Origin of the sequence: Haloechinothrix salitolerans (assembly GCF_042662605.1) — a bacterium.
In the GTDB taxonomy this organism is placed as follows: domain Bacteria; phylum Actinomycetota; class Actinomycetes; order Mycobacteriales; family Pseudonocardiaceae; genus Haloechinothrix_A; species Haloechinothrix_A salitolerans.
The window spans coordinates 5,797,458-5,816,236 of sequence record NZ_JBHSXX010000001.1; the positions used below are offsets into that span (position 1 = coordinate 5,797,458).

Here is an 18,779-nt window from a genome sequence, read left to right on the forward strand (position 1 = left end):
TCAGGGCGACGAGAAGGAGGTAATCGTGTCCACACCACACAATCGGTGCTCAGTCGGTATCCTACGCGCCATCACGGCCCTCACACTGCTGTGGTTCACCGCGACAGGGTGGGTCGAGGATCGGTGGCGGCAAGCCTGCGCGCGCCGCGACGCCGGGTCCGAGACCGTGGAGAAAGCCGTCATCGTTGCCGTCGTGCTCGGCCTCGCGGTCGGGCTCGCCGCCGCTATCGCGGCCGTCGTCGACTCCTACCGTGGCCGAATCAGCCCGTAATCGGCCGCACCCGCACGACTCCGGGTCCGAGACGGTCAGCATGGCGGTCGTTTTTCCCGTCGCGCTCGCTGTGGTTCTGGGGATCGTGCAGGGCGGGTTGCTCTGGGATGCCCGCAATGCGCTGTTGGAAGCCGCCCAAGCCGGTGTCACCGCAGGCCGCGTTGTCCACGGCACCAGCGCCGACGCCGAAGAGGCGGCGCTGTCCTACCTGAACCGGGCGGCCAGCGACGACGTCACCGCGCCCGGCGTATCCGCGCATCGGGGGGTCGACACGATCATGGTCACGACGACCGGTACCGCGCAGAAGCTACTGCCCATCCCCGGGATTGAGCTGCGGATCCGGGTCGGTTCCTCGGCTCCGGTGGAGCGGTTCTCGATAGCGGGGAGCAGCCCGTGATGCCCCACCGCTGCGATGACGCCGGGTCGGTCACCGTCGAACTGGCCGTGCTGGCGATGGCGTTTCTACTCGTCGGGTTACTCATGGCGGCGGGTGGGCGGATCTACTCCGCTCAAGAGGCGGTTGATCACGCCGCCGCGGTCGCTGCCCGCGACGCGTCGCTGGCTCGCACTCCGGCTGCCGCGACGGTCGCCGCCCGCGACGCCGCCGCCGATGTCCTCGTTCAGCGTGGGTTGACCTGCCGCCCGGACGTGAGCGTACACACCGGCGGGTTCGCCGCGCGCCCCGGTGAGTTCGGGGTGGCGCGGGTTAGCCTCAGCTGCGGCATCTCGCTGTCCGATCTCGCGGCGCTTCCTGGCCTGCCGGGCAGCGTGACGGTCTCGTCGACCTTCGCCAGCCCCATCGATCCGTTCCGCGCAAGGACCCCGTGATGAAAAGGTACGGCGACGCAGGGTCCATCACCGTCTTCGCCGCGGTGCTGATCCCGGCGCTCCTGCTGGTCGTTGCTCTCGTCGTGGACAGAGCAGGCCAGCTACGCACGCACAGCGATGCCGATGCACTGGCCGCGGAGGCCGCGCGGGCGGCGCAGACCGCCGTCGACACCCGGGGCGCGACCATCACAGTGGACACTCCTGCCGCGGTCGCCGCCGCACGCTCCTACCTCGACCAAGCCGGGTATCGCGGCACCGTCGCCATCATCGGACCCCACCGCGTCCGGGTCACCGTCACCGTCAGCAGGCCAGCGATCTTCGGGCTCGGCGGAGCCAGCTACACCGCGACCGGCACCGCCACCGCCCAACTCACCATCGGTACCTCACCACCACGGGGTCAGCCATGACACGACGCATTCTGACTGGCATCGGCGCCCTGATCGCGCTCGCACTGATCACCTTCGGCCTGCCCACCGCGCTGCTCGTGCTGGGCGGCGACCCGCGCGATCTGCTGCCGCACGACTGGCCCGCCGCCGACAGGGTCGCCCCCTGGGCCTGGTATCGGCTCCGCGACGCGTGGAACACCGGCGCATTGGTCTTCGATGGGCTGCTGCTCATCGGCTGGCTGGCCTGGCTCACCCTGGTTGGACTGATCGCGTTCGAACTCGTCATCCAGCTCCGCTACGGGGTAGCGTACGCACGACGTCGAGCGGCCGGCCTCGGTCCCCGCTACTGGATCAGCAGCCTCGTGTCCTCGATACTCCTGCTGGGCAGCGCGGCTGAGCCCGGGACGGAACCGCCCGCCCTCGCCGAGATCGTCTCCTCCGCGCCGCAGCACCCAACCGACGTGGAGTTCGCCTCCCACACCCTCGAACGCGCCACGCCCGGCGGCATCGACATGGCCGAACCCGACACCCCCACCACACGCTGTCCCACGATTACAACGGTCGCCGGCGACACCCTCGAAGACCTCGCCGAACACCACCTTGGCGACAGCCGACGATTCACCGAAATCATGGCGCTCAACCGCGACCTACTGCGTCGGGGTCCCGACTACCTCGAGATCGGATGGTCACTGCTCCTGCCACCCGACGCCACCGGGCTACCCGAACCCGACAAGACACGACCATGCCCAGATGATCGCCATGTTGAGGTCGAGGCTGGCGATACATTGTGGACCATCGCCGCCCGCGAATTCCGTGATCCGACCAAGTGGCCCGCCATTTTCCAGGCCAACTTCCGGCAACCGCAACCGGACGGTCGCGCGCTGCGCCGCCCGGACCTGATCTTGCCCGGCTGGAGGCTCCGCATCCCTGCCAGCGCGCTTCCGGCCACAGGAACAGAAGCCGAGCCGCAGCGCGGCCGGGCCACCGCTCCCGGGCCGTCCGATCCCACAACGAAGCGGCCGGACCCACCAGCCTCAACGGCACCGCCAGCACCACCAACCCCGGCTGCCGACCAGCCACCGGAACCCCCCGACCCCTCGGACTCACCGCTGGCAGCCGAACCGCAGTCGGGCACCGGCATCAGCCTGCCGACCGGTGCCTTTCTCGGGCTCGGGCTCGCCGCCCTGATCACCGCCGCCGCGATCACGGTCCGGCTCTGGCGACAACGCATCTGGCCACCCGGCAGTCTGCGTCGCGACGAGCTCACCAACACCCCCATCGTGCGGGCCATGCGCCTCGCCCACGACATGGCCGCCCTGCCTCGCGACCGCCACGGGGACCTGATCGCCGCGCTCCACGACACAGCGCGGCCGGGCGCCCTCGGTGTCAGGGATAGAGCGCTGGCCACCGCAGCCGCCGTCGCGTCCGGCGACGAGCGCACCACGATCGGCATCGCCGACGGGCGGACCGTCGCCGTGGATCTCGCCCGCACCGGCGGTCTCGGGCTCACCGGGCCCGGAGCCGCGGCCGCCGCCCGCGCCCTCATCGCCGACCTCCTTGCCGGTGTCGACCACCCGCACGGCGCCACTCCCCCGGGGCTGATCCTGCCCCGAGCCGATGCCGACCACCTACTCGGAGACATCAGCGAGCTCACCAACACGCCCGCGCGGCTGCACGCCACCGAGACCGCGCAGGCCGCGCTGGACTGGGTCGAGGCCGAACTGCTGACCCGCGGGCGCACGCAGGAGGACGAGCGGGCTCCGCTCGTTCTCGTCTGCACCAACCCCACCGACCAGCAGCGGCGGCTGCGCGGCATCCTGCAGGCTGGCGCCACCGCCGGAATCTCCGCCATCATTCTCGGCGACTGGCCCAGCGGCGTCACCGTCCGCGTCGGTCCCGACGGCCACGTCGAACACAGCGTCGGGACCACCGATATCGACGTCGATCTGCGCGGCACACGGCTGTTCGCGCTGCCGACTGACGACACCCGCGAGTTGCTCGACATCCTCGGACAGGCCGACGCCACCACCGATCCCACCGCCGCCGACGCCGCGATCGCCGACGCGGAGGAACGGCCCACGCCCGAGCCCGCGCCGCTACGCCCGCTCGACGAACCGCCACCACCGCATCCCCGCGTCACCATCCCGCCGGATCCGAACCCTGACTCGCCCACCGAGCAACAGACTGCGGCGAGCGATGGCCACGCGGCGACAGCACCACCCGTTCACGCACCACTCGCGCTGACGGTGCTCGGCAGAATGCACCTCCACCACCGCGAGCACGGCGACCTCATCGCCAACATCGAGCCCAAGAAGCGCGAGATCCTCACCCTCCTCGCTCTGCACCCCGACGGCATCCGCCGCGATACGCTCCTCGCCACCCTGTGGCCCGACATCAGCACCGACACCGGACGTCGACGTCTTCACGGCCACCTCTCCCGGCTCCGCGAGCAACTACGTCCCGCGATCGGTGACGCATGCCGCGAGCTCATTTCCCGCGACGACAAGCACTACAGCCTCAACCCGCGCCTGATCACCGTCGACCTCTGGACAATCAACACCACCCTGCGCCGCCACACAACCGGGCAACTGGAGCCCGCCCAAACGCTCGATACCCTGCTCCACGACTACCACGCGCAGCTCGCCCCCGACCTCGACGCAGTGTGGCTCGAAACCGAACGCGAACACCTCCACCAGCAGATCGTCGGCGTCATGCGCGGCCTCCTCCGCTGCCACAACAACGACCCTCACCGCAAGCTCGCCGCCCTCGACGCGATGCGCCGACTCGACCCCACCAACGAAGGGCTGCACCGCGAAATCATCCGCATCCACGCAGAACTCGGCCAACACGAAGAGATCGACACCACCATCGCCGCGCTCACCCGCGAACTCGGCAAGTTCGGCGAGCACCCCTCCGCCGAGATCATCGACCTCGCCCGAGAGCTCCGTGCCCGCCAGCCCGAACGATAACCATGCACATGACCAGCACCTCCCACGCGCGTAGAACCGCGGGATATCCCAAAGATGTCGCCGTGGATCGACGGCGATCGCGGCGAGAAGTGAGCGTACGGTGCCGTACGACCTCGCCGTGCCACTGATGAGCGCACCGGACCGGAGGGCAGGTAGTTTTGTCAAGTGAAACATCTGTGCCGCTAATTGAGTGAAGGGACTGGCGTCATGAGGAGCGCTCAGGCACGATGACTACCGATTGGCTTGACGCAGGACCACCCACCCCCGGTGGTCGGGCCCCGAACACCGGTATCAAACCCCCTGGCCGATGTTCGGGGCCCAGTTCTTCTGAAAGCCGCGCTCCCCGCACCCCACGTCCCCGCTCATTCCGCGAGCGGGGACATCTTCACGAACCGCTAGCCTTGACACCGGCGCAACACTGCGGGCTTCATCTGCTTATCGCCCCTCGGCGTCATGATGCGGAAACTGCCGCCTCCGCCGTAGCGAATACGGAGTGGAGGCTCGCGTGATCGCCTGGACCCCGCCTCACGCGAACCTCCGCCGACGGCCACAGCCGACATCGGCGCGACGTCGTGAGCAATGACGTACCACCAGTCCGCGGGCGATCAACTCGGGCTGCAATGGTCCCGGCACTCGACGGTGCGGCCACAAACGGCGGCAAGCACAAGCGCCGGACGATTTGATCAGCAGCCTCATCTCGTCGATGCTCATGCTCGCGGCCCACCGCAGCGAATTTCTCGACGGAGCCGCCCACAGTCGCGAGATCGTCTCGTCCGCGCCGCAGCACTCGGCCGACATTGACGTCGTCTCCACACCGCGACGCTGTTACGCGACTACCATGCGCGGCTCGCCCCGAGTTCGACGCGGCCTGGCTCGAACCTGTACGCGAACACGCGTACCAACAGGTCGTCGGCGCCATGCGCGGCCTCCTCCGCTGCCATGAGATCAACCCCGACCGCAAGCGCGCCGCCCTCGATGCCATGCGCCGACTGGACCCCACCAACGATGGCCCGCACCGCGAGATCCATCCGCGGTCCACGCTGTCCGACCTCGGCCACCACGACGCGATCGCCACCACCCTCGACCTGCTCACCCGGGGAACTCTCCAAGCTCGGCACCAGCCCGCCACCGAAATCCCCAACCACGCCTTCATAGCCCTTGACGCCGTGTGGACAGTCCACTATGGAACAGAATCACTCCGCTGTGGCCCCCGTGAGTGTTGGGTTGTCGCTTTCTACACCCCCGATTGAGTGGTCCAGAGGAAGGCGGTGGCCATCAGCCGTTTGCCTCTCGATTGCGCCGTGCGCACGGATCGAGCGCCACATGGCGGCGGCCGCGAAACCCGTCACCCAACGATCCAGTGGTGCTCGCTGGCGGGATCGTTCAGCCAGACGACCTGCGACGCGGCGGTGATCGTGATACCGAACCGCTCGACGCCTGGCGTGTCGTGCGCGAGCCACCATCGGTAGGCGTCGACGGCCTCATCCCAAAGACGGCGGGCCCCGGCCTGATACACGTCGAACCCCCTGCCCCGGTCGACGTCGACATCGACAAGCGCCCACGACCCGCTCGAGCTGTGGTGCAACTCGACAGTATGGTGACGCTGCCCGCGCCGGTCTTCCTCGAACAGCATTCGGCAGTCCGGCAGCCGCAGACCGATCGCGAATGCCGCCTCGGAGGCAGTGATCATCCGATAGACATCGCGTCCGTCGAGATCGGTGATCGAGTGCTCGGCGCTGGCGGTGTCGAGATCGGTGCCGTCGGGGTTGACGAGGTAGCGGCGTTGTGATCGCAGACGCATGAACGAGTAGCCGTCGCGGAAACGGCCGAACGCGACGCCTGCCGGGCCGACAACGAGGCGCGCGAGCGTGCTGTTGCAGTAGTCGGTGCCCCACGGCGTCACAATGACACCACCTGTCCGTGCCTGCTGCACCCAGGCGAAGGGGATCGCGCGAACGGACGCGGTCGCGATGATCCGGTCATAGGGCGCGCCGTCGGGGTAGCCGCGCTCGCCGTCTCCGGTGATCACGTCGACGTTCGCGCCGGCCGTGGCGAGGACGCTTCGGGCGGTGTCCGCGAGCGCGGGATCGACCTCGACGCTGACGACACGCCCGGTAGGCCCGACACGGCGCGCCAGGAGTGCGGCGTTCCATCCGGTTCCGGTGCCGACTTCGAGGACGGCATGGCCGGCCTCGGCGCCGAGCGCGTCGAGCATTCCGGCGACCACGGTCGGCATGCTCGCCGAACTGGTCGGGACCACGCCCGGCTGACCCGGTGGGGGCGCGCCGTCATCGACTTGAGTGATCACGGGTTGGTCGCCGCAGGTCGCGTCAGCCCACCGCTGCGGGTCGCGCTGCCGCGAGACGGGTAGGAAAGTGCGGTCGGGTCCGTCGATCCAGACGACGTCGGGCAGAAACGGCTCGCGGGGAACGTCGGCGAGCAGCTCGCGCCAGCCGGTGGCGTGCGGTGCGGTCATTTCTTGTCGCTGCCACTCGTGCCGTGCTTGTTGCCGTCGTCCTTGTCGCCGGCATTCGACCACTTGTCCGGCTGGGGTTTGCCGTGCACGTCGCGATCGGCGTCGTGCCTACCGGGCTTGTCCTTGGCCATCTCGTGTTTCTCCTCGCTCGGTTCACTGTAGGCATTGGTTGTGTGCGGATGCGCGGAACCCCGGCCGGTGCGCAGGGTCGGGGCGTGCGCACCGGCCGGGGCTACTCGGTGCCGCCCTCGACGACGAGCGGCTGCCCGTCGGCGGGGTCGACCTCGCTCGCTCGGTTCGCGAGCAGACGTGCCAGATCATCGAAGATCGCGGCCAGCTCGCGCAGCTTGTCGGCGGGCAGCGCGCCGTTGGGCATGTCGCGCATGAGCCGGAGCACGATCGTGCCCATGTCCCCGTTGACCTTGCGGAGAGCCGTGAGCACGTAGCAATCGCGCGAGTTCATGCCGACCGTCGCGGCTGCGCGCGCTGCGATGCGAGCCAGCGGTCGGCAAGCTCGACCAGGACCCCACTGTCGCGCCACTGATCCGTGCTGGGCGCCGGTATGACGTCGACGACCGGTCGGCGGTCGGTGAGAACGTCGTGGCCCGGGTGGGCATCGGTGAACACCTTCACGTGCCGGGCGTTCGCGACGCGCCCGCGCTGCACGCTGACGTATGAGTCGCCGCGCACCCAGATGAACGTGAGTCCGTGCCGGTAGGTGAACCCGGCCTCACGGCCGGCGTCGTAGGGATGCGTCAGCCCGGCGGGTAGGTCAAAAGCCATCGTCAGTTCCTCGCCTCGGGTGAGTCACTTAAAGACTGACTCAGTGAATCACTCGACTGTGACTCACGCAAGGCTGACTCACCGTATGGAGTAGCGCGGACTTCGGTCAGCCCAGGCTGCGGTAGTCCCCGGCGATTCGATCGATGACGTCACGGGCCTTCTCGCCGAACACGGCCGTGTGCTCCCACTGGGCGAACGCCTGCTCGTAGTCGGCGACATCGCGAGAGTCGGTGATGATCGCGGTGGCGGTCAGGGTCCCGACAATCACGGCGCGAGAGTCGTACAGGTGGAATGCGTGCATCGGTAGCTCCGGCGTGGGCACCGCCACCGATTTCGGGATGACACCCAGCCGGTGACGGCCGCCGGTGGCCATGTCCGCGAGGCGTTCGAGTTGGGGAATCATCACGTCCGGCCCGCCCACATTCAGGCAGAGCGCGCCTTCGGTCATCACGAACGTGAAGCTGCGGTCGGTCGACAGGATCTCTTGACGTGCGATGCGTGCTCGTAGCGTCTCGTCGGGTTCGTGTGTGCCTGGCGCGCCGCGCATGTACTCCGGGGTCTGCAGCAGCCCGACCACGAACGCTGGCTGAAAGCTGCGAACGTGGGCGGATGCCTGCTCGATGCGTCCGATCCGCTGCTGCATCCGCCAGGAACCGCGTTGCAGCACCACGCGCGCCGCCGCGCGCTCCTCGCGAATGCCCTCAGCGATCCGGGTCAGCGTTCGCCGAACCTCGGCGGGCGCTCGGTACAACCGGCACAGCTGGCGAACCTCGTCGATGTCCGGCATGAACTCGCCGCGCTCGATCCGAGACAGCCGGGACTGCGACAATCCAGCCTTGGCCGCTGCCGCTCTACCGGACAGGCCCGCCTGCTCGCGCAGCCGGACCAACTCGGCCGAGAGGTCGTCAGGTCTGACCAAGCGGCGTCCTCCTAGACAGCACGGGCAGGATCTCGCCAGTACTGCGGATGCGAGTGCCAGTATCGCTCGAAGGGCACGGCGCCATGCCAGGCCGCATCGCGTGCCGCACGGTAGCGGGCCACCTCCGGCGGATCGAGTTCTTCAGCACCGAAGAACTGGCCCGTCTCGCCGTAGTGCATGCGCAGGACCCGACTGTCGTCGATCAGCCAGAAGTCGTGGTCGACCAGGCCCTCCGGCTCCGGCAGCTCCGACAGATCGAGGATCCGGATGTCCTCACCGGCACGCGCGTTGTAGACGTAGCCCCACTCGCACTCATACCTGAGGTAGCCACCCAGCGGCCCGCGCAGGACATGGACTCGATGCCGATAACGCCCCCCGTCGGCCTCCCGGCGCAGATGATCAAGCCACGGCTGCTTCCGCTCCCAGGTGGGCTCGGGCTCACCAGCCAGATACCGGGCGAAGTCACTCCCATCACTGGCGACCTCGTACTGATCGAGCGTCTCAAGCCGGAAGAGCGTCCGCGTGAAGTGCCGTTCGATGTAGGCGTTCAACTCCTCCAGCCCCAACATCAGGCTCCCTCCAATTCGGGCACCGTAGTCAGATCGATCTCCACCGCAGCCTCGCCCTCCGGCAGCCGCAACTGCGCAAGGGCGCCGGCATCGACAACAGCGCGCCCCGCAACGACGACGGTGTCGCGATCCGTGAGGTGTACACCGTCGGGCGCGTCCGCGGCGACAAGCTCGGGAAGCAGCACCGCCGGGATTTCCACGGCGGCCTCGCCCGACCGAAGTGGCGTCCCCGGCTCGATGACGTATCCCTGGATGACCAGCGTCCCGCGGTCGGAGAGGTGAATGGTCGGACACGTGTTCGTGTCCGGGCAGGTCCCTCGTAGTCTCGCAACGATTCGCACAGCGCCAACCCTTCCCGCTCCGACGTCGTCAGCAGTATCCAGTAGACATCGCAGTGAGTCAATGCCACAGTGAATCACGAGTGATCAGTCCGGCTATCGCCGCCGAGCAGACTCGCTGCCCGACCGTCCGGCGTCACTCCCGCGGAGCGGATGAGCCGACCACAGTCGACGCTCCGGCGGATCAACGACACCGTGACGTCAGACCCCAGACGACGCCGCCCAATAGGGGCCACAACAGGGGCACCAACACGGGCACCAACAGCGGCCACTCTTAAGCCGGTGCCCCTGCGGCGCGCGTACGCGCAGGTCAGCCCGGCGAGATCAACGCATAGCCCGACGAAACTCGCCACCACCAAACACGGAGTGGTAAGCGAGTCGAGTGGCGTAGGTGGCGTGAAGAGGGGAATGGAGGAGGACAGGGGCGCGACTGGACTGGCGCGGCGCACCGTGGACGGTGGGCTGGCGTCGGCGGTGCGCGGTGTGAGAGACGTTCGGGTCGTGTGCCGGACCCCAACCCGCGCCCGAGTCCCGACCGGCGCGCTTCCCGTGCCGCGCCACATCCAAACCACTCCCCGCCGAGTCCTCCGCTGGAGTTGGCTCCCGTCGCCACAGTCTCCCGCCAACGATCCCGACTCCCGCGCGTCCTCCGGTGCGCGACAGCTGGGACAACGGCGACCGAGCGACGTGAACTCGAAACATCACAGAACGATAACTAGGGTTGTAAAGTCGCTGTGTCTACTTTACAGTAAAGATAGACAGATTGATTTACACAAGGCAGAGGAGGTTGGGCCCGGGAGCGACCGGGAGCGAACTGAAGATCACGCGCAGCGGCGCGGACGCCACCGACGAGCAAACCGGCACCAGACGTGAAGTCCCGGCGGGAGCTGGGCACGCCTCTCGCGAGGCGGTGAAGTGGGTCGCGATTAGTGCAGTCGCCAGTGGGCGCGGAGTTCCGGACGTAGCCCCAGTTATGGGGAGCTATGGGTAATTCTCCCGGCACGCCTACTCCACACGCGAGATAATTCGCATGATCGATTTTTTGGAATTCCCACAGGGTGACCCCTGTCCAGAAAAAGTTGATCATGACAATAGTGGAGATCGCCAGAAGATACCGTGCTACGCGGGATTATTGCCCGCATGCCCGCGTAGGCCAACGGCCCTAGAACCGTGCGACTTCAAGGGTAATGGAGTCGACCACGCATACCGTCGCGAAAAGATGCGACGTCGGGTCAAGGGAACGGCATGGCGCGCGGGTGTCTTATCGCCCGTAAACAGACGAGATAAGCGACGGCGCCGCGCGAACGGGTGAGAGACGTTCGCGGGCAGGCGCCACACAGTCCGGACACGTGCATGCGTGCTACCGGCGCGCGCGGGACAGCCGCACGCGCCGGTACAGGCTCGCAACCTGGCGTGTCACGTAACCCGTACCGACGACACAGAGCAGGGAGTGACACGGAATGATCATGGCGATTGACGTCTTCGAGTTGAGCCCGGGTGATGTGATCCAGGGTATTGACGACATGGTCCCTAATCCGACCGTGCGGGCCGTCCGTTCGGTGCCCGTGACCTATGGCGACCAGCCGGGTATTGGCGCGCTGGTGTATTTCGCGGACGGTCACCGCGACACGTTCGCCGCCCCACAAACCATCACGATTGATCGCCCAGAACCGTTGCCCTAGCTGTTTCGGTGGCGCGCGAATGATTCCGCGTGTTCGCCGTGGCCGCTAGGTCAACATCAATTCACCTGAATTCAAGCCACGGGAGAGGTGTGCCCACATGCTGACACAAATTGATCCCAAATTGTCCGCGCTCGCGGACGCCTTGTCGGTTCCGGACGGGGGATTTTCGATCGTCGCCGCGACGGGCGAATACGTCACCAGCGGCTATGCCGTGTCGATTTATCCGGAGCGCGAACGGATTATCACCGGCGGCGTGACTGGCGAGGATCTGGCCGACTATCTGCGCGAGCACGCCGACGCGCTCACCCTGCCCGGCCGCGTGTTCGGCGGCTGGCGTGATCCGGCATCGGGCGCGGCGTTCCTGGACGTCTCCGTGACCACCCGCGACCTACCGACCGCGCTGGCGCTCGCACGCGCGCACGGACAACTGGCCGTATTCGACTTCGCCGCCTTGACCTCGATCAGCACCGACGCGGCCGGGCTGCCCGCCGCCGCCTAGGACCCGCATACCCGTAAGACAGGAAGGGCTTCGCCATGACCAGCACAACCGGACCCCGATCGGTCGCGCGGTTCCGCCCCCAGCGGGACGGATGGTGGCGGCTGGCCGAGATCATCGCGACCGGTCGCCCGTTCACCAGTACAACCGCGAGCCTGCGCGGCGAGCGCGAACGGTGGCCGACGTCGTTCGGCCAACTCCCAGCCGCGCATGCGGCACGGCTGCGCGCGGACAGCACCCGCCCCGGCATCGACGTGATCATCTACTCCTACGCCACGCCGATCGCCTGGCACGCCCACGGCGCGGGCTGGACCCTCCCGGACGTGACCTACTCGGTCACCACGAGCCGCCACCAGTCCCTCGTGCGTGTCGCGCTCGCTAACCCGCCCGCGCTCGCTCGCACCAGCCTCGCCGCGTGAGCCGCGACGGTGCGGCACGCGCCCGGTCGGCGTGCCGACGCCGTGGCCGCTTAAGGCCATCCCCATCCGCAGCCCGCCCATTGTTGGGAGGTCAACCCATGTCCGACACCACGACGACCCGCGACTACGCCGACGGCACCAGCATCACCTCGGCCTCTCCGTTCGGCACCTACGTCACCGCCCGGGTGATGTGTGCCGACGGCCGCGTGCGCACGGTCAAGCGCATCGCCGACACGGCGGACGCGTTTTTCTCCGTGCCCTGTGCCGTCACCGTGTTCGGGCGCACCGTCACCGGTTACTTGACCGTCGAAGCCTGTTCCGGCTCCAGCGTCGCGACCGCCAACGATCCCGCCGTGGCCAAGTTCGTCGCCTACGAATACGGCCGCAACGCCGACGCGCTGCCCGCCGGTGCGTGGTGCTCCGATAAGCCCGCGGCACCCTCCGTGGCCGTGCGGATCAGCTACTGCGAGGACGGGTTCGCCATGGTCGATGACTGGTGTGGGGAGGCTGAGGCGGACAGCGCCGCGGCGTTCACCGTTGACGGCACCTGCGTGGTCGCCGTCACGCGCGCGCCGCGCGGCGGCTGGGCCATCGATGTCAGCGACTACGGCCACACCTTGGCCGTGTCGGCGTACCGGCGACGGTTCCCGACCGTGGCCGACGCCGTCGACTACCTCGCCGCCCGCACCGGGATCGCGTTCCACATCGTCGGCGACTGGGACGAGGCAGAGGGCACCGACCTGGAGTAACCATTCCGCACGGCTCCCGTCCGGGCTCGCCGACACCGTCCGCACCACGCCACTGTCCTGAAGGGACACCGAATCATGACTCTCTATGCCGTCGATGCCCGCCGGATCAACGACCGTCCCGACTCTCGGGGCTGGTATTCCAGCGGCGTCGACCTACCCACCTTCTACATCGACGCACCCGAGGCCACCGACGCCCTGCAGGCGGCGCACCACATCGCCGGAGACGGGCGAACCGACGTCACCCGCACGCTGGTGTGGCTGATCGCCTACGACCCGGGCAGCGGTGACCGCTATGGCGACGTCCACCACAGCGTCCACACCTGGAATGGCTGGCCACCCACCGACCACCCGGGAGGTGAGCACCGTGCACACCGTTGACACCTGGACGCTGGACGGTGGGCTGACCGCGCGACTCGTCGTCGACGAGCATGCCGAATCACCCCGCGACTGGCACAACGTCGCCACCTTGGTGCAGCTCTCCGAGCGTCATGCCCACCCGGACGAGCCCGACGCGCTCGGCGATGCGCTGCTGCGGGCCTGGCGATACTTCGGCGACCTCGACCGCCTCGAGCGCTACGCCCGCGCCTACCTCGGCGCGGTCGTCATCGACACCCGCGACGACCCCGCATCGGGCAGCCGCGTGCTCGGCATCATCACCGACATCGACGCCGCCCGCGAACACCTCGCGGATCCGTCGGCCACCCTACGGGCCGAACTGGACACCTACCGGGATTGGGCTGAGGGCCGCGTGTACGGGGTGATCGTGACCGCCTCGGACGGCCGCGAGGCCTCCCTGTGGGGCTGCTACGACGACAACCCTGGATTCCTGTACTTGTACGACGTCGCCAACGACCTGGCCACCGAGGTTAACGCCCAGCCCGTCACCGCCGCGCGCGACGGTGTGACGGTGAGCCTGTTCCGCGCGGGCGACGATCAGCACCTGTCCGTGTTGATCGAGACCGCCGACGCCGACCTTCCCGACGATCCCAGCGTCGGGCCGCTCAGGCTGCTGGTGACGCTCAACGACGACCACCTCTACGACACCACCAACGAAGCGGCACCTCGATCATGACCGGAAGGGAGGAGGGCAGGCATGTACACGACACGGACACTCGACCAACTGCGTGCGGCTGTCGCGCGGCTCGCAGCTGCAGCCCGCGCCTACACCTGGCTCAGCGATCGCCGATCGAACGACGCGGAACACTACGCCGCACGCTGCCTCGCCGACGCTGCTCACACCACGAGCGTCACGTTCGACGCGCTCGACGGCGCCCTGTGCGGCGGTGCCTGCCTGTCCCGGCCGTGGACCGCGTGCCGCCCCGACGACTGGTGCCACCACGATCCGCCCGCGCTGCGCGAGAAGACCGTCCTCGTGTGCGAATGCGGCGCGCTGCTCACCGACGACGGTGACATCGCCACCACACGAGCGGTGCCGCACCGGCTCAGCTACGCCGAAGCGCGCCGCTACTTCTACACCGAAACCGGCCTCACCGCGCCCAGCCTGGACGAACAGCAGGCCGCGTTCCGCTTCGCCATGCACGGCACCGACGGACACCGACACGTCCTCTACGACGCCACCCGGCTGGCCGCCTGGTGCGACGCCTGGCGCGCACTCAATCACGTCAACTAGCGCGCGGGCTCTTCGGCTGTCGCAGAGATCAACCCGGGCAGCGGCGCCGGAATGTCGCGCAGCGGTGGGATAACCGCGACTTCGACCTAAACCACGTCACGCCTGCTGCGGCGGAGGGCGATCCGCGCGTTCGACGACTCCGCCGGGCAGGCGTACCCGCATCAAGACCTTGCGCCCAAACGAGAAGGGAGGCGAGAGGTGAACCGAGCAACAGTGCCAGTCGCACTATCAATCAGCATCGATACTGACAAGTGGACCGAGTACAACGGCATCGACCTAGCGGAGGTGCCCGACGATGTACGCCAACATGTGCTCACAACACTGCAAAGCAATTACATCCTCGACGAGTCCGACGCTCGCGTCGAACTGGAAGAGCCGGGACGCGCATGAGCTGGGTACCGGTCAACATCAACCACGTTGCGTGGACTGAGTCCGGTCAGCGCACCACATACGCGGGACGAGGTTTCGCGCTGCAGCACATCGAGACCGGCGACTATCTGTCCAAGGACGGTGTACGTCCATCTGTCTGGCGCACCAGGTCCATCGCCTGGGAGATCGCCACCTTTGCGGATGACCTGATTCGTCACGATAGCTACACCGTCGTCCACTCAGCCTGACCGACCATCGGTAATCCGACCCCGACTGTGGGGTCTTTTTTTCATGCCCACGAAACCACAAGGAGACAACGCTTTTTCTGGAGAACGCCATGAACACGAACCCCACCATCCACGCGCTGTTCCGCTCCGACGACGCCGACCGGATCGCGCAGCGGGAATCACTGATCGACACGCTGCGCGGCACCGGGTCGACCGAGCGCGGCACGCGCGTCGTCCGGCAGGCACTGCGCAGGTCACTCGACGGTGATCTCGCAGCGTTGGCAGACAGTGAGGTCGCCGAGCTGGCCGTGGCGCTGAGCGACCCGGTGGTGCGCGACGCATGCCTCGCCACCGCGATCCCCACGGATTCGCCGCTCGCAGCGGCCGCGTTCCACCTGTGGTGTGGACTCACCCGAGCGCTGCCCGCCCCGGAACGCGCCGAGCCAGCGGTCCTCGCCGCGTGGACCGCATATGTGCGAGGCGACGGCGCGACCGTGCAGATTGCGCTGCGCACAGCCCTGGACGCCGACCCCGAGCACCGCCTCTCGCGGTTGCTGCTCCAGGCCATCGCGCACGGCATCTCGCCCGAGGACCTCCATCGGGTCGCCAGCCACGACGTGATCGGACTTTGCCACGCGCTCCAACCGGGCGGCGGGAGGTGACCCATGCCAGGCACCGACACCCGCACAACGGTCCCGTCATTGGAATGCTGTCTCGGCCGCGCCACGCTGGCGCGCGTCCTGGCCGTCGCCGGCGTGGGCATCGCGCGCCGACCGGCCGCTCCTCACTTGGGCGGCGTGCTGCTGGACGGCCACGACGGTGACCTGGCACTCACCACCACCGACCAGGGCGCGTACGTCTCGGTGCGTGTGCCCGGCGGCGCCCGCCGTTCGGGTCGACTGCTGATCCACCACGGCGAGGCCACTAAGATGCTCGCAGCGGTGACGAAAGGCGCCCGCAAACGCGAGGCCGACAACCTCGCGGCCGCCGTGCGTCGCCGGGGTGACACGGCCGTGCTGGAGATCGGCGGCTTCACCGTGCCGATCACGACATACCCGGCCAACGACTTCCCCGCACCACCACAGAGCCCACCGATAATCGCGGAGGTGGACCGCGAACGGCTGACGACCAGCGCCCGACGGGTACTGGTCGCCACCGGCACCGACAAGAGATTTCCCATGCTCACCGGGATACATCTGCGGAGCACGTCGGGCGCGCTCACACTCGCGGGCACCGACCGCTACCGCCTCGCCGTCGCCACACTCGCCGCGAACACGACGTCCAGCGAACACACCGCTCTCTTTCCCGCCCGCCTGCTCTCCTCCACGCTGCGGCACTGCACCGCGCCGCGTGTGCGGCTGGGACACGGGCACACCAGCTCCGGGAACTGGGTATCGCTGACCTGCGGTGACCTCACCGTGGTTGCGCGTCCCGTTACCGCAGAGTTCCCCGACTACGAGCAGCTGTTCCCGAACGCGACCATCACCGCACGGACCGACCGGAACGCGCTCTCACAGGCCACGACCCGGGCCACGGCCATACTGGCGGCCAAGAAACCGACGCCCCGCGCCAGCCACAGGCTTCCGACGGACGGCCGCGTGATGGTCGCCGTCGACCCCTGCGGGTCCATATCCATCACACCCGTGCTCGACCAGGACACCGACGCGGTGACCGCGCCCGCCTACCCGGCCGAGGTCGACGGCACCCACGACATCGTGCGCGTCCTGTTCCGCGCGCAGTATCTGCGCGACGCGCTGACCACGCTCGACGGCGACACCGTGACCGTCGACATCGCCAGCCCCACGCGACCGATCCTGCTCACCGGCGTCGACCGATGTGCCTACCGACATCTGCTGATGCCACATCGGCCCCCGGCATAGCCGACACTCACCGGCCACCGCCGGGCTCTCGTCGTCCTGGACGAGGTCGAGAACAAGCCCCCGCGCGGGGTCGGCGCCGCACCGCCTGCATGGCGTGCGGCTGCCGTGCCCACACGGGCAGCTTCCATTCGACCGAAAGGAAAACGCTCATGTCCAAGGAAACACTGGCCTGGCTCAACACCAACGTCCTGGTTGGTTTCACCGACAAGCGTGGCCGCGCCTGGCACTACCGGGCCTCCGGTCAGGGCGTCGAACCCAACCACTATCCCGGTCCGATCCCGGTCGACGACGTGCTCCGCCGCCTCTTCTACTGGGACGCGGTCAAGGGCACCGCGACCGCCACGTTCGTCGCGAATGAGGGCGTGACCACCGTCGAGGACACCAAGCGGTTCCCCGTCGGCCGCGCCGACACCGGCGCGGTGTTCGGCTACTTCGCCGACGGCTATGAGATCCACCAGTACCGCGACTGGCTGGTCACCAACATCGCCAACATCCTCGACAGCGACCGCGAGCTCGGCATCGGCTCCGCCGGGCTGCTGAAGAACGGCGCCCAGGCCTGGGTTCAAGTCGAGGTGCCCGACAACATCCGCACCCCGGAAGGCGTCGAGTTCCGCCCCTCGCTGATCGCCTGCACCTCGCTCGACGGGTCACTGGCCACCACGTATAAGCGGACAGTCACCGCCGTAATCTGCGACAACACCCTTGCCGCCGGGTTGGGCGAGCACGGCCAACAGTTCAAGGTGAAACACAGTCGCTACAGCAAGTTCCGGATCACCGAAGCCCGCGATGCACTCGCCGTGATCCACACCGCGGCCGACGAGTTCGCCGCCGAGGTCACGGCGCTGTGCGACACCACCGTCACCGACCGGACCTGGTCGGCTTTCCTCGACGCGCACACACCCCTGCCCGAGCAGCCCGGCCGCGCCCGCACCTTCGCAGAGCGGCAACGCGAGGCCCTGACCCGGCTGTGGAACACCGACGAGCGGGTCGCGCCGTGGCGCAACACCGCCTACGGCGTGCTCGCCGCCGTCAACACCTACACCCACCACGAGTCAACCGTGCGCGGCACCTCACGGCCGGAACGCAACATCTCCCGCGCCATCACCGGCGGCATCGACGCCCTCGACCACGACACGCTGGCAACCCTCAGCACCGTCCTCGACGCGCAGTAACCCCCGGCGACCGCGTCACCGCCGCCCTGTCCGGCCTCGCCCGCGACACCGAATCGGCAGCCGAGCCCGGAGGCGGAGCCCACAGCGACGACTGTGCGGCTCCGCCCCGGGTGTCCGGCGCATCGCCGTTCGCATCCAGACCCCTTCCCTGCGAACTTCCCGCATCTGTCCACTGAGGAGGAAGCAATGAAAACCACCTGTGAGCGTCCCTACCAAACCATGATCACCGCCGCCGGAGCGCTACGCCGACTCCCCGAAGAAGCCTCGGAATGGCACGTCCGCCGACTGGCGGCCGAACTAGCCAATGCGGTCGCCGATCTCGATGCCCGCATGCGGGCCGGCTTGGATCCGCCCCGTGTCTGGACGATCTCCCGCCACCGCCGAGAGCCGGGGCTGTGATACCCGTGAACGAAGGAAGCCACCACGACGCTGAGCCTTCCGCTCACCCCGTGTTCTATCTTCTCCCCGCTACCGAACTCAACGAGGGAATGAGCACCGACGACGGCCAAGACACCGTGGACGTCTCGACATCAGACGAGTGGGTTTTCGTCGATGTCTACACCCCTCGTCCCGACGATCCTGAGCTGAACGCGCACAACCGTCACGAGACCGAGCG

The 18,779-nt window shown here is 68.1% G+C and carries 26 protein-coding genes; 18 read left to right on the top strand and 8 right to left on the bottom strand.

What is annotated here, in order from left to right; all coding sequences use genetic code 11:
* Window positions 1–25 precede the first annotated feature (25 nt).
* Genes ACFQGD_RS27665 through ACFQGD_RS27685 form a run of 5 tightly spaced genes read left to right on the top strand, consistent with a single transcriptional unit; the run spans window position 26 to window position 4,454 of the window.
* Window positions 26–271, top strand: a complete 246-nt coding sequence (locus ACFQGD_RS27665; protein ID WP_345401619.1) for a hypothetical protein — start codon at window positions 26–28, stop codon at window positions 269–271.
* A complete protein-coding gene (locus ACFQGD_RS27670; protein WP_345401616.1) occupies window positions 252–668 on the top strand; it encodes a TadE family protein in 417 nt (138 codons plus the stop codon). Before ACFQGD_RS27665 ends, ACFQGD_RS27670 begins: the two co-directional genes overlap by 20 nt.
* Window positions 668–1,099: a TadE/TadG family type IV pilus assembly protein gene (locus ACFQGD_RS27675; protein WP_345401668.1), complete on the top strand. Its 432-nt coding sequence runs from the start codon at window positions 668–670 to the stop codon at window positions 1,097–1,099. Before ACFQGD_RS27670 ends, ACFQGD_RS27675 begins: the two co-directional genes overlap by 1 nt.
* Entirely contained in the window at window positions 1,099–1,506 is a 408-nt protein-coding gene (locus ACFQGD_RS27680) for a pilus assembly protein TadG-related protein (protein ID WP_345401613.1), read from the top strand. The genes ACFQGD_RS27675 and ACFQGD_RS27680 overlap by 1 nt, the downstream gene beginning before the upstream one ends.
* Window positions 1,503–4,454 carry a LysM peptidoglycan-binding domain-containing protein gene (locus tag ACFQGD_RS27685; RefSeq protein WP_345401610.1) on the top strand — a complete coding sequence of 984 codons (2,952 nt, stop codon included), beginning with the start codon at window positions 1,503–1,505 and terminating at the stop codon, window positions 4,452–4,454. The genes ACFQGD_RS27680 and ACFQGD_RS27685 overlap by 4 nt, the downstream gene beginning before the upstream one ends.
* Before the next feature lie 833 nt (window positions 4,455–5,287).
* Here ACFQGD_RS27685 and ACFQGD_RS27690 read toward each other — a convergent pair.
* The 8 genes from ACFQGD_RS27690 to ACFQGD_RS27725 form a co-directional block, all read right to left on the bottom strand.
* Window positions 5,288–5,635: a hypothetical protein gene (locus ACFQGD_RS27690; RefSeq protein ID WP_345401607.1), complete on the bottom strand. Its 348-nt coding sequence runs from the start codon at window positions 5,633–5,635 to the stop codon at window positions 5,288–5,290.
* Window positions 5,636–5,799: 164 nt separating this feature from the next.
* Entirely contained in the window at window positions 5,800–6,930 is a 1,131-nt protein-coding gene (locus ACFQGD_RS27695; RefSeq protein ID WP_345401604.1) for a methyltransferase domain-containing protein, read from the bottom strand.
* Complete coding sequence (locus ACFQGD_RS27700) at window positions 6,927–7,061, bottom strand: hypothetical protein (protein WP_345401601.1); 135 nt, start codon at window positions 7,059–7,061, stop codon at window positions 6,927–6,929. Before ACFQGD_RS27700 ends, ACFQGD_RS27695 begins: the two co-directional genes overlap by 4 nt.
* 101 nt (window positions 7,062–7,162) lie before the next feature.
* The gene (locus ACFQGD_RS27705; protein WP_390183682.1) at window positions 7,163–7,393 is read right to left on the bottom strand and encodes a hypothetical protein; all 231 of its coding nucleotides are present in this window, start codon (window positions 7,391–7,393) and stop codon (window positions 7,163–7,165) included.
* On the bottom strand, window positions 7,390–7,713 hold the full coding sequence (locus tag ACFQGD_RS27710; protein WP_345401595.1) for a hypothetical protein: 324 nt from the start codon (window positions 7,711–7,713) through the stop codon (window positions 7,390–7,392). The genes ACFQGD_RS27705 and ACFQGD_RS27710 overlap by 4 nt, the downstream gene beginning before the upstream one ends.
* 106 nt (window positions 7,714–7,819) lie before the next feature.
* Window positions 7,820–8,632, bottom strand: coding sequence for a helix-turn-helix domain-containing protein (locus ACFQGD_RS27715; RefSeq protein WP_345401592.1), 813 nt, complete (start codon window positions 8,630–8,632; stop codon window positions 7,820–7,822).
* A gap of 11 nt (window positions 8,633–8,643) precedes the next feature.
* Window positions 8,644–9,201, bottom strand: coding sequence for a DUF6879 family protein (locus ACFQGD_RS27720; RefSeq protein ID WP_345401590.1), 558 nt, complete (start codon window positions 9,199–9,201; stop codon window positions 8,644–8,646).
* Complete coding sequence (locus tag ACFQGD_RS27725) at window positions 9,201–9,542, bottom strand: hypothetical protein (protein WP_345401587.1); 342 nt, start codon at window positions 9,540–9,542, stop codon at window positions 9,201–9,203. Before ACFQGD_RS27725 ends, ACFQGD_RS27720 begins: the two co-directional genes overlap by 1 nt.
* Before the next feature lie 1,457 nt (window positions 9,543–10,999).
* On the opposite strand from ACFQGD_RS27725, the gene ACFQGD_RS27730 reads away from it, so the two are divergent.
* The 13 genes from ACFQGD_RS27730 (at window position 11,000) to ACFQGD_RS27790 (ending at window position 18,562) form a co-directional block, all read left to right on the top strand.
* On the top strand, window positions 11,000–11,221 hold the full coding sequence (locus ACFQGD_RS27730) for a hypothetical protein (protein ID WP_390221112.1): 222 nt from the start codon (window positions 11,000–11,002) through the stop codon (window positions 11,219–11,221).
* A gap of 97 nt (window positions 11,222–11,318) precedes the next feature.
* The gene (locus ACFQGD_RS27735; RefSeq protein WP_345401582.1) at window positions 11,319–11,720 is read left to right on the top strand and encodes a hypothetical protein; all 402 of its coding nucleotides are present in this window, start codon (window positions 11,319–11,321) and stop codon (window positions 11,718–11,720) included.
* A gap of 35 nt (window positions 11,721–11,755) precedes the next feature.
* The gene (locus ACFQGD_RS27740; protein WP_345401579.1) at window positions 11,756–12,136 is read left to right on the top strand and encodes a DUF8033 domain-containing protein; all 381 of its coding nucleotides are present in this window, start codon (window positions 11,756–11,758) and stop codon (window positions 12,134–12,136) included.
* A 98-nt stretch (window positions 12,137–12,234) separates the two neighbouring features.
* The gene (locus tag ACFQGD_RS27745) at window positions 12,235–12,885 is read left to right on the top strand and encodes a hypothetical protein (protein WP_345401576.1); all 651 of its coding nucleotides are present in this window, start codon (window positions 12,235–12,237) and stop codon (window positions 12,883–12,885) included.
* Between the two features lie 75 nt (window positions 12,886–12,960).
* Window positions 12,961–13,263: a hypothetical protein gene (locus ACFQGD_RS27750; protein ID WP_345401573.1), complete on the top strand. Its 303-nt coding sequence runs from the start codon at window positions 12,961–12,963 to the stop codon at window positions 13,261–13,263.
* Window positions 13,250–13,957, top strand: coding sequence for a hypothetical protein (locus ACFQGD_RS27755; RefSeq protein WP_345401571.1), 708 nt, complete (start codon window positions 13,250–13,252; stop codon window positions 13,955–13,957). Before ACFQGD_RS27750 ends, ACFQGD_RS27755 begins: the two co-directional genes overlap by 14 nt.
* 21 nt (window positions 13,958–13,978) lie before the next feature.
* Entirely contained in the window at window positions 13,979–14,515 is a 537-nt protein-coding gene (locus ACFQGD_RS27760) for a hypothetical protein (protein WP_345401568.1), read from the top strand.
* Window positions 14,516–14,713: 198 nt separating this feature from the next.
* Window positions 14,714–14,905 carry a hypothetical protein gene (locus tag ACFQGD_RS27765; protein WP_345401565.1) on the top strand — a complete coding sequence of 64 codons (192 nt, stop codon included), beginning with the start codon at window positions 14,714–14,716 and terminating at the stop codon, window positions 14,903–14,905.
* Window positions 14,902–15,132 carry a hypothetical protein gene (locus tag ACFQGD_RS27770; RefSeq protein ID WP_345401562.1) on the top strand — a complete coding sequence of 77 codons (231 nt, stop codon included), beginning with the start codon at window positions 14,902–14,904 and terminating at the stop codon, window positions 15,130–15,132. Before ACFQGD_RS27765 ends, ACFQGD_RS27770 begins: the two co-directional genes overlap by 4 nt.
* An 89-nt stretch (window positions 15,133–15,221) precedes the next feature.
* Complete coding sequence (locus ACFQGD_RS27775; RefSeq protein WP_345401559.1) at window positions 15,222–15,773, top strand: DUF4192 domain-containing protein; 552 nt, start codon at window positions 15,222–15,224, stop codon at window positions 15,771–15,773.
* 3 nt (window positions 15,774–15,776) lie between these two features.
* Entirely contained in the window at window positions 15,777–16,991 is a 1,215-nt protein-coding gene (locus ACFQGD_RS27780; protein WP_345401557.1) for a DNA polymerase III subunit beta, read from the top strand.
* Window positions 16,992–17,140: 149 nt separating this feature from the next.
* Window positions 17,141–18,163, top strand: a complete 1,023-nt coding sequence (locus tag ACFQGD_RS27785; protein ID WP_345401554.1) for a DUF932 domain-containing protein — start codon at window positions 17,141–17,143, stop codon at window positions 18,161–18,163.
* A gap of 186 nt (window positions 18,164–18,349) precedes the next feature.
* Window positions 18,350–18,562: a hypothetical protein gene (locus ACFQGD_RS27790; protein ID WP_345401551.1), complete on the top strand. Its 213-nt coding sequence runs from the start codon at window positions 18,350–18,352 to the stop codon at window positions 18,560–18,562.
* The last annotated feature ends 217 nt before the right edge of the window (window positions 18,563–18,779 follow it).

Excerpts from the sequence above, each read along its gene's own strand:
- ACFQGD_RS27695 (WP_345401604.1), bottom strand. The coding sequence starts at position 6,930 with ATGACCGCACCGCACGCCACCGGCTGGCGCGAGCTGCTCGCCGACGTT.
- ACFQGD_RS27740 (WP_345401579.1), top strand. The coding sequence starts at position 11,756 with ATGACCAGCACAACCGGACCCCGATCGGTCGCGCGGTTCCGCCCCCAG.
- ACFQGD_RS27710 (WP_345401595.1), bottom strand. The coding sequence starts at position 7,713 with ATGGCTTTTGACCTACCCGCCGGGCTGACGCATCCCTACGACGCCGGC.
- ACFQGD_RS27790 (WP_345401551.1), top strand. The coding sequence starts at position 18,350 with ATGAAAACCACCTGTGAGCGTCCCTACCAAACCATGATCACCGCCGCC.
- ACFQGD_RS27720 (WP_345401590.1), bottom strand. The coding sequence starts at position 9,201 with ATGTTGGGGCTGGAGGAGTTGAACGCCTACATCGAACGGCACTTCACG.
- ACFQGD_RS27730 (WP_390221112.1), top strand. The coding sequence starts at position 11,000 with ATGATCATGGCGATTGACGTCTTCGAGTTGAGCCCGGGTGATGTGATC.
- ACFQGD_RS27700 (WP_345401601.1), bottom strand. The coding sequence starts at position 7,061 with ATGGCCAAGGACAAGCCCGGTAGGCACGACGCCGATCGCGACGTGCAC.
- ACFQGD_RS27780 (WP_345401557.1), top strand. The coding sequence starts at position 15,777 with ATGCCAGGCACCGACACCCGCACAACGGTCCCGTCATTGGAATGCTGT.
- ACFQGD_RS27760 (WP_345401568.1), top strand. The coding sequence starts at position 13,979 with ATGTACACGACACGGACACTCGACCAACTGCGTGCGGCTGTCGCGCGG.
- ACFQGD_RS27680 (WP_345401613.1), top strand. The coding sequence starts at position 1,099 with ATGAAAAGGTACGGCGACGCAGGGTCCATCACCGTCTTCGCCGCGGTG.
- ACFQGD_RS27745 (WP_345401576.1), top strand. The coding sequence starts at position 12,235 with ATGTCCGACACCACGACGACCCGCGACTACGCCGACGGCACCAGCATC.
- ACFQGD_RS27705 (WP_390183682.1), bottom strand. The coding sequence starts at position 7,393 with ATGAACTCGCGCGATTGCTACGTGCTCACGGCTCTCCGCAAGGTCAAC.
- ACFQGD_RS27675 (WP_345401668.1), top strand. The coding sequence starts at position 668 with ATGCCCCACCGCTGCGATGACGCCGGGTCGGTCACCGTCGAACTGGCC.
- ACFQGD_RS27685 (WP_345401610.1), top strand. The coding sequence starts at position 1,503 with ATGACACGACGCATTCTGACTGGCATCGGCGCCCTGATCGCGCTCGCA.
- ACFQGD_RS27770 (WP_345401562.1), top strand. The coding sequence starts at position 14,902 with ATGAGCTGGGTACCGGTCAACATCAACCACGTTGCGTGGACTGAGTCC.
- ACFQGD_RS27735 (WP_345401582.1), top strand. The coding sequence starts at position 11,319 with ATGCTGACACAAATTGATCCCAAATTGTCCGCGCTCGCGGACGCCTTG.
- ACFQGD_RS27775 (WP_345401559.1), top strand. The coding sequence starts at position 15,222 with ATGAACACGAACCCCACCATCCACGCGCTGTTCCGCTCCGACGACGCC.
- ACFQGD_RS27785 (WP_345401554.1), top strand. The coding sequence starts at position 17,141 with ATGTCCAAGGAAACACTGGCCTGGCTCAACACCAACGTCCTGGTTGGT.
- ACFQGD_RS27750 (WP_345401573.1), top strand. The coding sequence starts at position 12,961 with ATGACTCTCTATGCCGTCGATGCCCGCCGGATCAACGACCGTCCCGAC.